General features: G+C 32.7%; 15 protein-coding genes. All 15 read left to right on the forward strand.

What is annotated here, in order from left to right; all coding sequences use genetic code 11:
- The first annotated feature begins 65 nt into the window (after window positions 1-65).
- A complete protein-coding gene (aroC, locus tag BJG89_RS07400; protein ID WP_096809653.1) occupies window positions 66-1232 on the forward strand; it encodes a chorismate synthase in 1167 nt (388 codons plus the stop codon).
- A gap of 39 nt (window positions 1233-1271) precedes the next feature.
- The gene (aroB, locus tag BJG89_RS07405; RefSeq protein ID WP_096809655.1) at window positions 1272-2339 is read left to right on the forward strand and encodes a 3-dehydroquinate synthase; all 1068 of its coding nucleotides are present in this window, start codon (window positions 1272-1274) and stop codon (window positions 2337-2339) included.
- A 9-nt stretch (window positions 2340-2348) separates the two neighbouring features.
- On the forward strand, window positions 2349-3647 hold the full coding sequence (gene aroA, locus BJG89_RS07410; protein ID WP_096809657.1) for a 3-phosphoshikimate 1-carboxyvinyltransferase: 1299 nt from the start codon (window positions 2349-2351) through the stop codon (window positions 3645-3647).
- A 4-nt stretch (window positions 3648-3651) separates the two neighbouring features.
- The gene (locus BJG89_RS07415; RefSeq protein WP_096809659.1) at window positions 3652-4899 is read left to right on the forward strand and encodes a tetratricopeptide repeat protein; all 1248 of its coding nucleotides are present in this window, start codon (window positions 3652-3654) and stop codon (window positions 4897-4899) included.
- A gap of 21 nt (window positions 4900-4920) precedes the next feature.
- Complete coding sequence (locus tag BJG89_RS07420) at window positions 4921-5481, forward strand: YpiB family protein (RefSeq protein ID WP_096809662.1); 561 nt, start codon at window positions 4921-4923, stop codon at window positions 5479-5481.
- Between the two features lie 4 nt (window positions 5482-5485).
- Complete coding sequence (locus tag BJG89_RS07425; RefSeq protein ID WP_096809664.1) at window positions 5486-6088, forward strand: DUF1405 domain-containing protein; 603 nt, start codon at window positions 5486-5488, stop codon at window positions 6086-6088.
- A 37-nt stretch (window positions 6089-6125) separates the two neighbouring features.
- A complete protein-coding gene (locus BJG89_RS07430; RefSeq protein ID WP_096809666.1) occupies window positions 6126-6821 on the forward strand; it encodes a zinc metallopeptidase in 696 nt (231 codons plus the stop codon).
- Window positions 6822-7102: 281 nt separating this feature from the next.
- A complete protein-coding gene (locus BJG89_RS07435) occupies window positions 7103-7420 on the forward strand; it encodes a nucleotide pyrophosphohydrolase (protein WP_096809667.1) in 318 nt (105 codons plus the stop codon).
- 32 nt (window positions 7421-7452) lie between these two features.
- A complete protein-coding gene (gene bshA, locus BJG89_RS07440; protein WP_096809668.1) occupies window positions 7453-8601 on the forward strand; it encodes an N-acetyl-alpha-D-glucosaminyl L-malate synthase BshA in 1149 nt (382 codons plus the stop codon).
- Window positions 8594-9793 carry a CCA tRNA nucleotidyltransferase gene (locus tag BJG89_RS07445; protein ID WP_096809669.1) on the forward strand — a complete coding sequence of 400 codons (1200 nt, stop codon included), beginning with the start codon at window positions 8594-8596 and terminating at the stop codon, window positions 9791-9793. Before bshA ends, BJG89_RS07445 begins: the two co-directional genes overlap by 8 nt.
- Entirely contained in the window at window positions 9786-10757 is a 972-nt protein-coding gene (locus BJG89_RS07450; protein WP_096809670.1) for a biotin--[acetyl-CoA-carboxylase] ligase, read from the forward strand. Before BJG89_RS07445 ends, BJG89_RS07450 begins: the two co-directional genes overlap by 8 nt.
- A 23-nt stretch (window positions 10758-10780) precedes the next feature.
- Window positions 10781-13480, forward strand: coding sequence for a helicase C-terminal domain-containing protein (locus BJG89_RS07455; RefSeq protein ID WP_096809671.1), 2700 nt, complete (start codon window positions 10781-10783; stop codon window positions 13478-13480).
- A 94-nt stretch (window positions 13481-13574) separates the two neighbouring features.
- Window positions 13575-14867 (forward strand): asparagine--tRNA ligase, encoded by a 1293-nt coding sequence (gene asnS / locus BJG89_RS07460; protein ID WP_096809672.1) that lies wholly within the window; start codon window positions 13575-13577, stop codon window positions 14865-14867.
- 81 nt (window positions 14868-14948) lie between these two features.
- Complete coding sequence (locus tag BJG89_RS07465) at window positions 14949-15635, forward strand: DnaD domain-containing protein (protein ID WP_096809673.1); 687 nt, start codon at window positions 14949-14951, stop codon at window positions 15633-15635.
- A complete protein-coding gene (gene nth / locus BJG89_RS07470) occupies window positions 15625-16284 on the forward strand; it encodes an endonuclease III (RefSeq protein WP_096809674.1) in 660 nt (219 codons plus the stop codon). The genes BJG89_RS07465 and nth overlap by 11 nt, the downstream gene beginning before the upstream one ends.
- Window positions 16285-16289 lie beyond the last annotated feature (5 nt).

Consider the following 16289-nt stretch of genomic DNA (forward strand, 5'->3'; position numbering starts at 1 on the left):
ATTGAATATGATAAGATAAAGGACATATAATCATTTAAAGTACTAAAGAACGGAGTGGGTAAATAATGAGATATTTAACTTCAGGAGAATCGCACGGTCCACAATTAACGGTAATTATTGAAGGTGTGCCATCAAATTTAGAAATCAATGTATCAGATATTAATGAAGAAATGTTTAAACGTCAAGGCGGATACGGTAGAGGGCGTCGTATGCAAATTGAGAAAGATAGTGTTGAAATTGTATCAGGCGTACGTAATGGGATTACACTTGGTAGTCCAATTACGCTTATTGTTACAAATGATGATTTTAAACATTGGAGAAAAATTATGGGGGCAGACCCAATAAGTGATGAAGACCAAGAAAACATGAAACGCGTCATTACCAAACCACGACCAGGTCATGCAGATTTAATTGGCGGTATGAAATATAACCACAGAGATTTAAGAAATGTATTAGAACGCTCTTCTGCTAGAGAAACAGCAGCACGCGTAGCTGTAGGTGCAGTTTCTAAGATTTTACTTAAACAACTTGATATTCATTTTTATAGTAGAGTCATGGAAATTGGCGGTATTAAAGATGATTTAGAATATGACCTTGAAACAATTAAATCTAATGTTGATAAAAATGATGTCCGTGTAATTAACGATGAAATCGCACAACAAATGAGAGATAAAATAGATGATGCGAAAAAAGCAGGTGACACTATAGGTGGAGTTGTCCAAACAGTTATTGAAGGTGTACCTGTAGGCGTTGGTAGCTATGTGCATTATGATCGCAAATTAGATGGTAGAATAGCTCAAGGTGTAGTGAGCATCAATGCATTTAAGGGTGTGAGCTTTGGTGAAGGCTTTAAAGCAGCAGAAAAACCTGGAAGTGAAGTACAAGATGAAATACTTTACGATACAACAAACGGCTACTATAGAGGGTCAAATCATTTAGGTGGGTTTGAAGGTGGCATGTCTAACGGTATGCCTATCGTCGTTAATGGTGTGATGAAACCTATCCCAACATTATATAAACCGCTTAATTCAGTAGATATAAATACAAAAGAATCTTTCAAAGCCTCTGTTGAACGTTCTGACAGCTGTGCTGTACCTGCTGCAAGTGTTGTAGTAGAAAATGTAGTTGCTTTCGAACTTGCAAAAGCGTTGCTAGAAGAATTCCAGTGCAATCATATCGACCAATTAAAAACACAAATTGAAGAACGTCGTTTATTAAATATTGAATACTAAGATTAATTTAAAAATTTTAAGATTAACTAGGTGATATCTATGAAACTACAAACCACTTATGAATCAAATAATTACCCTATAATTATAAAACATAATGCTTTAGATCATTTACATCAATACATTAAGCAATATAAGGATATTGTGCTTATCGTCGATGGTACAATTGATAAAGAATGGAATGAAACTTTAAATTTCATCACGTCTGAATACGATGCACACAAACTTGTTATACCATCTGGAGAATCTACTAAATCTCTAGATTTTTATGGACAGTCAATAGAGACCTTGCTCAGTAACAAGTTAACTCGAAATACTTGCATTATTGCAGTGGGCGGAGGCGCTACTGGAGATTTTAGTGGTTTCTTAGCTGCTACATTGTTAAGAGGCGTCGACTTTATCCAAGTACCTACAACGATATTGGCGCATGATTCTAGTGTAGGAGGAAAAGTAGGCATTAATTCAAAACATGGCAAAAATTTAATAGGCGCTTTTTATAGACCTAAAGCAGTTATCTATGATTTGAATTTTCTTTCAACATTACCTTATACAGAAGTACTCAGTGGTTATGCTGAAGTATATAAACATGCTTTGTTGAACAATGATAATGATGTAAATGAGATTGAAACTCATTTTACAAATAAAAAAACATTAGCTTCTTTAAATGAAATTGAATATTATATTTATAAAGGTATCGAGACAAAATTGAATCTTATTGTCCAAGATGAAAAAGAATCGCATGTACGTAAATTTCTAAATTTAGGTCATACGTTTGGTCATGCAGTAGAGTATACATTTAAAATTCCACATGGCCATGCTGTGATGATAGGCATTATTTTTCAATTTATTGTAGCGAATAAAGTTTTAAACCAAAATTTTGATATAGCCCATTATATTAATTATTTAAAATCTTTAGACTACCCTTTAAATATTATAGAATCATTTGAATTCGACCCGCTTTATGAGCTTATGTTAAAAGATAAGAAAAATGATCAGTTAGGTGTGCAAATGGTCTTATTAGATGGCATTGGTCATCCTGTGGTTAAGCACGTAGGTAAATCAACTTTGTTAGAGAGTTTTAAAGATTTACAAACATATTTTAAAAAGTAGGTGGCATATTTGGTTAATAGTAAAACAGTTGATATAAAAGGGCCTCTTGTTGGAGATATAGAAGTCCCTGGGGATAAATCTATGACGCATAGAGCAATTATATTGAGCTCACTAGCATCAGGAAAGTCAACGATATATAAACCACTATTAGGCGAAGATTGTATTCGTACTGTAGAAATTTTTCGTTTGCTTGGCGTCGAAATAGAGGTCTTAGAAGATAAGATTGAAGTTAATTCCCCTGGATACAAATACTTCCAAACACCACACCAAGTACTTTATACCGGTAACTCTGGTACTACGACACGTTTAGTTGCTGGTTTATTATGTGGGCTCGGCATCGAAACGGTACTCTCCGGAGATGCTTCTATTGGGAAAAGACCTATGGATAGAATTATGAAACCTTTAGGCTTAATGAATGCTAATATTACAGGCATAAATGATAACTTCACGCCATTAATCATTAAACCCGCACGTATTAAAGGGATAACATACCAAATGGAGGTTGTCAGTGCGCAAGTAAAAAGTGCCATATTATTTGCGAGTTTATTTGCAAATGAGAAAACAATGGTTTCTGAAATAGGCATTACACGTAATCATACAGAAACGATGTTCGAACATTATCAAATTCCAATCAAAACAGACGGGCAGACAATAACATTGCCTGAAAATAGCATTGAACACATTAAAGCAGCAGATTTCCACGTACCTGGTGATATTTCATCAGCAGCTTATTTTATCGTCGCGGGCTTGATAACACCTGACAGTGATATTACAATTCACAATGTTGGCATAAACCCAACTCGTTCAGGTATTATTGATATCGTGACACAAATGGGTGGAAATATAACACTATTCAATCAAAATGATAATCCAGAACCAACCGCTTCTATCAGGGTACAATATACACCAGATATGAAACCATTACATATCAAAGGTGATTTGGTACCAAGATCGATTGATGAATTACCAGTCATCGCTTTACTTTGTACTCAAGCTAGTGGTACAAGTATTATAAAAGAAGCAGAAGAATTGAAAGTTAAAGAAACAAATCGAATTGACACAACAGCAAACATGTTGAATTTATTAGGCTTTATGTTACAACCTACAAGTGACGGCATAATTATTCATCCATCTGAATTTGAACAAACAGCTACAGTAGATAGTTTTACCGACCATCGTATTGGCATGATGCTTGCTGTCGCTTCATTATTGACTGATGATTCATTAACAATTGATCAATTTGATGCTGTCAATGTTTCCTTCCCAGGTTTCTTACCTAAATTTAAACAATTAGAAAAAGAGGGATAAAAGTATGGAAGATATCTATAAACTTATAGATGATATCAACTTACAGAAGTTAGATAACTTAGATACACGTGTAAATGACGCGTTAAGTTCTCCAAAAGACGATGCACTCTTTATTCTTGGTGAAACATTATACAATTATGGTTTAATGCCACAAGGACTTGAGGTATTCCGCACGCTTTACCACAAATACCCAGACGAAAGTGAGCTCTTAATCTATTTTATTGAGGGACTTATTGCTGAAGATCAAACTGATGAAGCTTTAGAATACCTTAGTACAGTGGAATTATCTACAGAGCGTTTGATGTTAGAAGCAGATCTATATCAACAATTAAATATGCTTGAAGTAGCCATTGATAAATTAGTAGAAGCCATTGACATTGAACCCAATGATCCAATTATACATTTTGCATTGGCAGAATTACTTTATTTTGATGGTCAATATCTACGCGCTTCTTCAGAATATGAAACTGTGCTTGAAACAGGCGAATATCAAATAAACAACATTAATCTATTCTCACGTTTAGCTGATTGTAGTTTACAAAGTGGTAATTATGGTGATGCGATTAAAATGTTTGATGAAATTAATGAAGATGAAATGGACTCTGAAATATACTTTAAAAAAGCGATTGCATATGAAAAGAATGATTTAACTCAAGAAGCCATCAAATTAGTTCAAACATTATTATCAAAAGACCCAGATTTCCTCCAAGGCTATTTTTATTTACAACAATTATATGAAAACGAACATAACCATGCAGATGCGATTGAAATTGGTAAAGAAGGATTACGACTAAGTCAATTCTATAAAGAATTAATGGTCTCAACAGGTAGTATTGCTATTGAACATGGTGATGCAAATGAGGGTGTAGAATTGTTATTACAAGCTTTAGAAGTAGATAACGCATACCAAGAACCACTCTTAATCTTAAGTGATTTCTTTAGACAAGAAGAAGATTACAACGCACTTATTGGACTATTGCAACATGTTGACGAAGAAGACTTAGATCCAGTGTTCATGTGGCATTTAGCACATGCGTTAGGCCAAGAAGAACGAGATAAAGAAGCTCAACACTTTTTTGAATTGGCTTATCCAACAATGCGTACACAATCTGCATTCTTAAGCGACTATTACTTCTATCTTGTAGAGATTGGTTATATTAAACAAGCTCAAAATATTTTAAATCAATTACTTGAAATGGACCCATCAAATGAAACTTGGCACGATGAAGCTGAGCGATTGCAATCATTCTAATTAGTTAGGAAGGTGAGTATAATGACTGATACACTACAACAAGTAAAGGCTAGTTTTATTGAATATATATTATTCCAATATCGTTTTAAATCTAGAATAAGTGTATGGGTATTGAATTTAATAAAATCCTCACCTGAGTTATTGCAACACATTCACTTTGTTGATGCATATATTTCTAATCACAACACGCTAGAAATTGCGACAGATAATACAAGTCAACCAGCGATAAAATTCACAGTGCAAGATCAAGTAATGATTAACAATGACAAAATATTTGATTATATCGCGGATCAAAAGATATCTTTTGATATTAAATTATATTTAAATCTAGAAGAAGTGCGAGATACAAAATTAGATGAATTATTATTAACTCAATTGCTAAATTCGCCATATTATGCGATATATATTCAAGATATATATCGCATTCCATTATCGAAACAAAGCGAGTCTTCTATCATCAAACATTTACAAGATAACATTGACCTTAGTTTACAATTGCACGACAAGGATTTATTTTATCAATTATCTCAAATTCTTAATACTTTTAAGTTAAGAAATTTAAATATATTACCGAAGGATTGACAGTATGAATATGAATACGCTCTGGCAACTTATTATTTATAACAAAGGTATGTTGTATTTCTTATTAGTATGTAATTTATTAGGGACAATTTATGGGTATATTTGGTATGGTTCACAAATAAGTATTACACAATGGCAATTCATACCTTTTGTGCCCGATAGCCCAACTGCATCGCTTTTTCTATGTATTGCTATCGCAGGTTTGATTATAGGCAAGAATTTGCCTATTATTGAAGCGCTCGCATTTGTTTCACTCATTAAATATGGTGTATGGGCTGTCATTATGAATATCATTTTATTTATTCAATACGATATGATTACAATCACAGGTTGTATGCTCATACTATCTCACGGTATTATGGCAATTGAAGCTTTCATTTTTTATCCAAGATTTAAAGTGACTATCGTAGCATTTTTTATAGCGATGGTATGGGTTTTCCACAATGACATCATCGATTATGTATTTATGCAATATCCTTATTATGATTTTATTGCGAGTCATGTCGAATCAATAGCTTATTTGGCATTTTGGTTAAGTATTATGCCTTTAGTGTTATATTTAAGTTTAACTCGATTTAAAAAGGATAAAATATTTGACCATTATTAACGTCCACAGTAAAATATTAATAAAGGAGTGAGGATTTTTGTCTTTTATTTATATGATTATATACTTTGTTATTTTAATGGTCTTGCCTCTATGGGCACAGCACAAGGTTAAATCTAACTATGAAAAGTATTCACAAGTAAGATCTACTAGTGGTAAAACAGGGCGAGAAGTGGCTCTTGAGATACTTCATTCAAACGGTATTTACGACGTAGATGTTGTAGAAGGAAAAGGTTTCTTAACAGATCATTATGATCCTAGTAAAAAAGTGCTTGTCTTATCACCAGCAAACTTTAGCAGACCTTCAGTAGCTGGTACTGCCATCGCAGCGCATGAGGTAGGCCACGCGATTCAACATGCGCAAGGTTACTTCTTCTTAAGATTTAGAACTTCGCTGGTACCTCTAGCTAATATTGGTAGTTCATTAGGTTATATGGCAGTATTTGCTGGTATTATTTTAACTAGTTTACAGAGCACATTAGGCTCTACCGCACTTTGGATTGGTATTGCTTTAATGTCATTTGCAGTATTGTTTTCAATTATCACATTACCAGTTGAATTTGATGCAAGTAGTAGAGCGATGAAACAAATTAAAAGTTTAGACATCGTTAACGAAAATGAATATCGACATGCTAAGAAAGTACTATCTGCAGCTGCTATGACATATGTAGCATCAACTGCTGTAGCATTAGCAGAACTTGCACGTTTCATTTTAATTGCTAGATCAAGTGAATAAACTATTAAGATATCTCCTATCATGTTTACATGGTAGGATTTTTTTATACCGCAAATATGATTATTGATTATAAAGACAGTGAAAATCTTAGATGTGCCACAAACCGCACTATGTTTCGTCCTTATTTGAAGTGTACGTGTAATGAGTCCTTTTTAAATTATCCAAAATGAATAAACTATCAACTGATTTTTAAATATAATCTAAGGGTTGCAGGAATAATGCATGAAGCATAAAATTAGTCTATACTATATAAGAAACCGTTAGAATGTGAGGCGTTTAATATGAAATCAATGAAAGATATGCAAACTGAAGTTGATACGTATATCAGTCAGTTTAAGACAGGTTACTTTTCTCCTCTAGCAAATCTGGCAAGATTATCTGAAGAAGTAGGGGAATTATCAAGAGAAATCAACCACTATTATGGGGAGAAGAAGAAAAAGGATACAGAAGAGGTTAATTCAGTAAAAGCTGAGCTCGGTGATAATTTATTCGTGTTATTGTGTATTGCTAATTCCTTAGATATAGATATGACTGAAAGCTTTAACGAAACTATGGAAAAATTTAATACACGTGATAAAAATCGTTTCGAAAGAAAATAGATTAATATAATCAAAGAAAGGGTGTTCCACCTATGAAAATAGGCATTACATGTTACCCATCTATGGGTGGTTCTGGTATTATCGCAACTGAATTGGGTATCAAGTTAGCGGAAAGAGGTCATGATATCCATTTTATAACATCAAATATACCTTTTAGAATTCGCAAACCTTTATCGAATATTACATTTCACCAAGTTGAAGTAAATCAATATGCAGTGTTTCAGTACGCGCCATATGATATCACTTTAAGCACAAAAATTGCTGAAGTCATTAACGAATATGATTTAGATCTATTACATATGCATTATGCTGTACCACATGCGGTTTGTGGTATATTAGCTAAACACATGTCTGGTAAAGACATTAAAATAATGACAACACTACATGGAACTGATATTACCGTATTGGGTTATGATCATTCTTTAAAAAATGCAATAAAGTTTGGAATAGAAGGTAGCGACATTGTTACAAGTGTAAGTAAATCACTTGCACAACAAACAACAGATATCATTGAAACTGATAAAGAAATTATTCCTATTTATAATTTCGTTAGGGAAAAAGAGTTTCCTACAAAAGGTGATACACCAAGCAAAGCAGATTTAGAATTAAAAGCGTGTTATGGTATAAATCCTGAGGATAAAGTGATTATCCATGTTTCTAATTTTAGAACTGTCAAACGCATTGACACAGTTATTGAAACGTTTGCTAAGATACATCAACAGTTACCTTCAAAACTTATTCTTTTAGGTGATGGCCCGCAATTAATGGATATGAAAGAAAAAGCACGTGAACTCAATATAGAAGATTCGGTACTTTTTTTAGGTAAACAAAACTGGGTAAGTGAATTTTATCAGATTTCTGATTTAGTGTTATTATTAAGTGAAAAAGAGAGCTTTGGCCTCACGTTACTTGAAGCAATGAAGTCAGGTGTCTTACCTATTGGTTCAACAGCAGGTGGCATCAAAGAAGTCATCAAACATAAAGAAACAGGGTTTATTGTTGATGTAGGAGATAGTAACACGGCAAGTACATATGCATTGGAATTACTAACGAATGATAAATTGTATAACGAAATGCAACAACGTATGTTAGAAGACGTTGCAAAACGCTTTTCTTCTGATTTAATCGCTGACCAATATGAATACTATTATAAAAAAATGTTAGAGGATAATAATGACTAAATCAATATTTGAACAAGCAAAACCTATTTTAAAAACTTTACAATCAAATGAATATCAAGCATTTTTTGTTGGTGGGTCCGTCAGAGACTTTTTAATGCATAAACCAATTCATGATATCGATATTACTACAAGTGCGATGCCTGAAGAAATCGAAGCCATATTTGAAAAGACAATCCCTATTGGTAGAGAGCATGGCACTATTAATGTAGTTTATAATGGCGAACATTACGAAGTTACAACTTTCCGAGCAGAGGGTGACTATGAGGATCACCGTAGACCTAACGAAGTTTTTTTCGTTCGCGAGTTATACGAAGATGTTAAAAGACGTGATTTTACGATGAATGCTATAGCAATGGATGCAGACTACCATATCCTCGACTACTTTGGTGGTCAACAAGATATCGATCACCATATCATAAGAACTGTGGGAAATGCACACGAACGATTTAATGAGGATGCTTTGAGAATCATAAGAGGCTTACGTTTCCAAGCACAACTAGGTTTTACAATAGAAAAGAACACTTTTCATGGTATGAAATCACATATCAGTGATATTAAATATCTATCAATTGAACGTATTGTTATTGAACTTAAAAAATTAACATCGGGTCGCTATATCGATCGTAGTTTCCAAAATTTACAATATTTTAAAGCTTTTAACTACATCCCATTTTTTAAGCACTATGATTTATCGCAAATGATTTTAGATGAATCGGTACCATTTTCATTGTTTATAGCTTTATTAAAAGTACAACAACCGAATGTAAAAGGTCATCTTAATGACTTAAAAATAAGTAACAACGAAAAAAAACATATAGGTAAGTTAGAAAGCATATTGACCCAGTTACCGAACATTAAATCAAAATCGGATTTTAAATTATTTGTTTACGATTATAGTCAAAAAGACATATTAAATGTATTAACCTTTACAACGTTAATCGTCAAAAATAATTTGCCAAATGTTTCACCGTTAATCGTTAATGCACAATCTGTCAAAGAGATCGCTAATCAGCTCCCTATTCAATCTAGAAAAGAAATCGACATAAATGGTAAAGATTTGCTTAATCTCGTAAATAAACCAAGTGGCCCTTGGATCAAGACAGCGCTAAGAGAAATTGAGTGTGCCATTATAGATGGAGACGTCCAAAATATTAAACCAGAACTCATTAAGTGGGTGAAAACGCATGTCTAAATATAGTAAATATGTGATGCAACTGTTATATCAACATCAATCCAATTATATTTCTGGTCAATTTATTGCGGAACATCTCTCTATATCTCGAACAGCAGTTAAAAAGGTGATTGATCAACTTAAAAGCGAAGGGTGCGATATAGAATCTATTAACCACAAAGGTCATTGTTTAATTGAACTCCCAGATAAATGGTATAGTGGGATTGTAGAGTCTTTAATTGATGCACAAGCGATGTTCAACCATGTCGAGGTGTTAGAACAGATTGATTCCACACAATTATTAGCCAAACAAAAACTGGTAGGGAATTCAGAGACCTTTATGATTTTAAGTGACGAGCAAACAAACGGTAAAGGGCGTTTCAATAGACCATGGGATTCACCCCGTGGTAATGGGCTATGGATGTCTATCGTTTTGCGTCCCAAAGTATCATTTGAAATGATTACTAAATTTAATTTGTTTATGGCATTAGGTATTAAAGATACAATGCAACGATTTTGTAATGATAAAGTAACTATAAAATGGCCGAATGATATCTATATAGATGGTAGAAAAGCATGTGGTTTTTTAACTGAAATGGTGGCTAATAGTGATGGTATAGAAGCAGTTATATGTGGTATTGGCATCAATATGAATCATTTACCTGATGATTTTCAAGGCGAGCTACAACAGAAAGCTACAAGTATGAGAATACATGCTAACCAAAAAATACATCGTTATCAATTATTAGAAGTATTGATTCATCAAATCGAAAAACGTTATAACCAATTTCTAAATCAACCATTCTCTACTATTCGAAAAGAGTATATTGAAGCTTCGAATATTTGGAATAGAACCCTAAAATTTACTGACAATGGAAACCAATTTCAAGGAGAAGCAATCGATATTGACGACGAAGGTTATCTTATCGTTATTGACAACCAAAAAGAATATCATAAATTAATGAGTGCGGATATTGAACTTTAATATAAAAGAAAGGAGGAATGCATATGACACGACTTTGTTATGCTGTTGTTGATTTAGAAACAACAGGTAATCAATTGGATTATGATGAGATCATTCAAATAGGAATTACTTTTGTGCGTGAGAATAAAATCATTGGCACCTACCATTCTATGGTTAAGACAGATTTAGAAATTCCTCCTTTTATACAGGCATTAACTTCAATTGAAGAAGAAATGCTAGATCAATCACCATATTTCCATGAAATTGCCGAAGATATTTATAAACAAATTGAAGGTTGTATTTTTGTAGCGCACAATGTAACTTTCGATCTAAATTTTATCAAAAAATCTTTTAAAAATTGTAATATTAAATATCGACCAAAGAAAGTGTTAGATACTTTGGAATTGTTCAAAGTAGCTTTTCCAACAGACAAAAGCTATCAGTTGAGTGAATTAGCTGAATCGCACGGCATCGCTTTAAACAATGCGCATCGCGCTGATGAAGATGCGGCTACAACTGCACAGCTTATGATTTTGGCATTTAATAAATTTGAAGCATTGCACATAGATACTTTGAAACAACTATATTATCTAAGTAAAAATTTAAAATATGATTTACATGATATTCTTTTTGAAATGGCAAGAACTCATACAAATAATGTATTAGAGGACGATTTTACACAATTCGAACAAATTATTTACAAAAAACAAAAAGATTTTAAAGCGCCAACAGCAAACTTTAATGGCACACTAAAAGATTTATATTCCGACCTCACAGAGAAACTCAATTTGACCTATCGGCCACAACAATTATATTTATCTGAAATTATATTAGAACAATTGATGAATAGCGAAAAAGCAATGATAGAAGCACCGTTAGGCAGTGGTAAATCATTTGCTTATTTACTTGCATCACTCATGTATAATATTGAAACAGGCAAACATGTAATGATTTCAACTAATACAAAATTGTTACAAAATCAATTATTAGAAAAAGATATTCCAGCAATTAAATCAGCTTTAAATTTTAAAATAAATGCGTCGTTGATTAAAAGTAAACGAGATTATATTTCTTTGGGATTAATGAGCCAAATTTTAAAAGATGAGTCTAATAATTATGAAGTCAGTATTTTAAAAATGCAATTACTCATATGGATCACAGAAACTAATACTGGTGATATTCAAGAGTTAGACTTAAAAGGCGGTCAAAAAATGTATTACGAACAAAAATTAGAGACTTATGTGCCAGTTCGTAATGATATCAATTATTTCAACTTTATTAAACGCAATGCTCAAAATATTCAAATCGGTATTACCAACCATGCTCATTTAATCCACGCATCACACGACAATACAATTTACCAATTATTCGATGATTGTATTATAGATGAAGCACACAGATTACCAGATTACGCATTAAATCAAGTCACAAACGAATTAAGTTATGCTGATATTAAATATCAATTAGGTCTGATTGGTAAAACTGAAAATGAAAAATTGTTAGCAGCTATAGACCATTTGGAGCAACAACGTATCCTCGAAAAGTTAGATATACCTCCAATTGATGTTTTTGGCTTAAAAACGAATATTAATGAAATACATGATTTAAATGAGCAACTGTTTAGCACTATGTTTCATATGATACAACAATCGGAAGTTCACGATGATGACGCACATAAAATTCATTTCGTATATCATTTTGATGTAACTCCAATTTTGAATGATTTACATTCTATTATTCATAAATTAAATATGACATTAGAATTTTTCAATGGTATGAGCCACAAAACAATTAAAACAGTTAGAAAGCAACTATTATATATCACTGATAGGTTTAGAGCGATTGAAAATAGCTTAAAAAATAGTCATATTAGTTATTTATCAATTAAAAATATCCATCAAAAATCTACAATAAAATTGAATGTTAAAGATTACGATGTCAAAGAGATATTAACCAAACAAGTATTAGATAAATTTAACGCTTTAACCTTTATCTCTGGTACATTAACATTTAATCACTCATTCGAAAATTTCAAACAATGGTTTAATAAAGATATAACATTCAACACCTATGAAATTGATACTTCTTCAGTGTCTCCGAATCAAACAACTGTCTTTATACCAAATGATGTAGCGTCATATAACTATAAAAATATAGACGATTATGTGAGTTCTATCGTTAATTACGTTATTGAATATACTACTATCGTTGAATCAAAATGTTTAATACTATTTACAAGCTACAAAATGATGCACATGGTACAAGAATTATTAAATGAGTTACCTGAATTTGAAGATTATGTCGTATTAACACAGCAACAAAACCAAAACTATAAAATTGTACAACAATTTAATAGTTTTGATAAAGCAATTCTATTAGGTACTGGCACATTTTTTGAAGGCTTTGATTTCCAATCCAACGGAATAAAATGTGTTATGATTACAAAATTACCTTTTATGAATCATAACAATACAAAATATTGGTTAATGGAATCTGAATTTACTTCAACATTTAAAGACTTTGTTTTACCGGATGCCGTTACTCGATTTAGGCAAGGTTTAGGAAGGTTAATAAGAAATGAACAAGATAAGGGTATTATAGTCTCTTTCGATGATCGTTTAATCCGAAGCAACTACAAACAATTCTTTGAACAATCATTAGAAAATTATCGTCAAAGAAAAGGCGATATCAAACAATTCTCAAGTTTACTTAAAAAGTTACAAAAAGAGACAAAACGCCGCTAAAAGTTGATACACGCAACTAGAACTTGCAACTTGATTTTGTTAAAATATATAAGGATTAATAAAAGAAGATTACAATAAAATTAGGAGTTTAGTTATGAAGACAACGATAAAAGAAGCAAAACATTATATTAACCAAGAAGTAACTATTGGTGCTTGGTTAACAAACAAACGTTCAAGCGGTAAAATCGCATTCTTGCAATTAAGAGATGGCACAGGTTTTATGCAAGGCGTTGTGGTCAAAGCTGACGTAGATGAAGATACTTTCCAATCAGCTAAAGATATTACGCAAGAATCTTCACTGTATATTACTGGTGTTATCACTGAAGACAACCGCTCTGATTTAGGCTATGAAATGCAAGTTAAATCAATTGAAATCATTTCAGAAGCACACGATTATCCAATCACACCTAAAAATCATGGTACAGAATTTTTAATGGATCACCGCCATCTATGGTTACGTTCAAAGAAACAACACGCGGTTATGAAAATTAGAAATGAAATTATTCGTGCAACATACGAATTCTTTAATAATAATGGTTTTACAAAGATTGATCCACCAATATTAACAGCAAGTGCTCCTGAAGGCACAAGCGAATTGTTCCATACCAAATACTTTGATCAAGATGCCTTTTTATCACAAAGTGGACAGCTATATATGGAAGCGGCTGCGATGGCACATGGCAGAGTATTTTCATTTGGTCCAACATTCCGTGCGGAAAAATCAAAAACACGTCGTCACTTAATTGAATTCTGGATGATTGAACCAGAAATGGCATTTTGTAACCATAATGAAAGTTTAGAGATTCAAGAGCAATATGTGTCACATGTTGTTAAATCAGTTTTAAATCATTGCAAATTAGAATTAAATGCATTAGAGCGTGATACATCTAAACTTGAAAAAGTCGCGACACCGTTTCCACGTATCACATACGATGATGCAGTTATATTCTTAAAAGAACAAGGCTTTGATGACATCGAATGGGGTGAAGACTTTGGCGCTCCCCATGAAACTGCAATTGCAAATCATTATGATTTACCTGTATTTATCACTAACTATCCAACAAAAATCAAGCCTTTCTATATGCAACCAAACCCAGAGAATGAAGAAACAGTCCTTTGTGCTGATTTAATCGCGCCAGAGGGTTATGGTGAAATCATTGGTGGTTCAGAACGTATCAATGATCTTGCATTGCTAGAACAACGTATCAATGAATTTGAATTAGACCCGGAAAGCTATAGTTACTACCTAGACTTACGTCGTTATGGTAGTGTGCCACATAGTGGTTTCGGATTAGGGCTTGAAAGAACAGTCGCATGGTTATCAGGGGTAGAACACGTGCGTGAAACCGCGCCATTCCCTCGTTTATTAAACCGTTTATATCCATAGTACAATCAATGAAACTAACTACGTCCAGTCTATTTATGGCTGGACGTTTTTATAACAACTATATAGGTAGGAGGAAATCATTTGGATAAAGATATACTTAAAACAAGGCCTGTGGTTATTCGTAAAGAATTATTAGATCACTACAATGAGTTAGGTATCAATGAGCGTGAACTAGTCATTCTAATTAAATTAATCTACGCATCTGAAACTACGAATAAACAGCCGCCCATTGAATCTTTACAAAGAGGCACATCACTAGATTCAAGAGAAACTACTTCTATCATACAAAGTCTGATTCAGCACGACTTATTAGAACTAAATGTTAATAAAGATGAAGAAGGTAAGTTCACTGAATATATGAACCTCGACCAATTTTATAATAAATTAAGTGATATAATCGATCAAATTAATGTAGATAAAAGTCACAAGCAATCTGAGCTTGAATTTAACACGCTTTTTCAAAAAATTGAGCAAGCATTCGGTAGGCCTTTATCACCATACGAAATTGAGACTTTAAACCAATGGTTGGATGTAGACAAACATGAATTAAGTATCATTCAAGCAGCTTTGGATGAAGCACAAAGTCAAAATAAACTTAATTTTAAATATATTGATAGAATATTATTAAATTGGAAAAAGAACAATGTAAAAACCATTGAAGATTCAAAAAAAATAAGCCGACAATTTAACCAACCTAAAATGAAACACACAATTAAAAAAATACCTAAATTTGATTGGCTTAATGAGGAGAATCAAGATGATAAGTAATAAAAAAGCATTAGAAATGATTGATGTTATTTCAAATATGTTTCCAGATGCAGAATGTGAACTTGTACATGAGAATCCATTTGAATTAACCATTGCAGTATTGTTGTCAGCACAAACTACAGATGTTTCAGTAAATAAACTGACTAAACATTTATTTAAAAAGTATAAAACCCCCGAAGATTATATTAATGTTGATATTTCAGAACTCGAAAACGACCTTCGCACCATTGGTTTATATAGAAATAAAGCTAAAAATATTCAAAAGCTATGTCAATCATTGTTAGAAAAATTTAACGGCATTATCCCAGAGACACATGCTGAACTTGAAAGTCTAGCAGGTGTGGGGCGTAAAACAGCAAACGTAGTTATGAGTGTAGCTTTTAATGAGCCTTCGTTAGCTGTGGATACACATGTAGAACGTGTATCTAAACGATTAGGTATATGTAGATGGAAAGACAACGTAAGACAAGTTGAAGATAAATTATGTAAAGTAGTCCCAAGAGAGCGATGGAATAAAACACATCATCAGCTCATTTTCTTTGGACGCTATCACTGCCTAGCACGCAGCCCTAAATGTGATATATGTCCATTATTTGATGTATGTAGAGAAGGACAAAAACGATATAAAGCAAGTTTGAAAGAAGTGTGAACTGA

It is taken from the genome of Staphylococcus nepalensis (assembly GCF_002442935.1).
GTDB classification, from domain to species: Bacteria; Bacillota; Bacilli; order Staphylococcales; family Staphylococcaceae; genus Staphylococcus; species Staphylococcus nepalensis.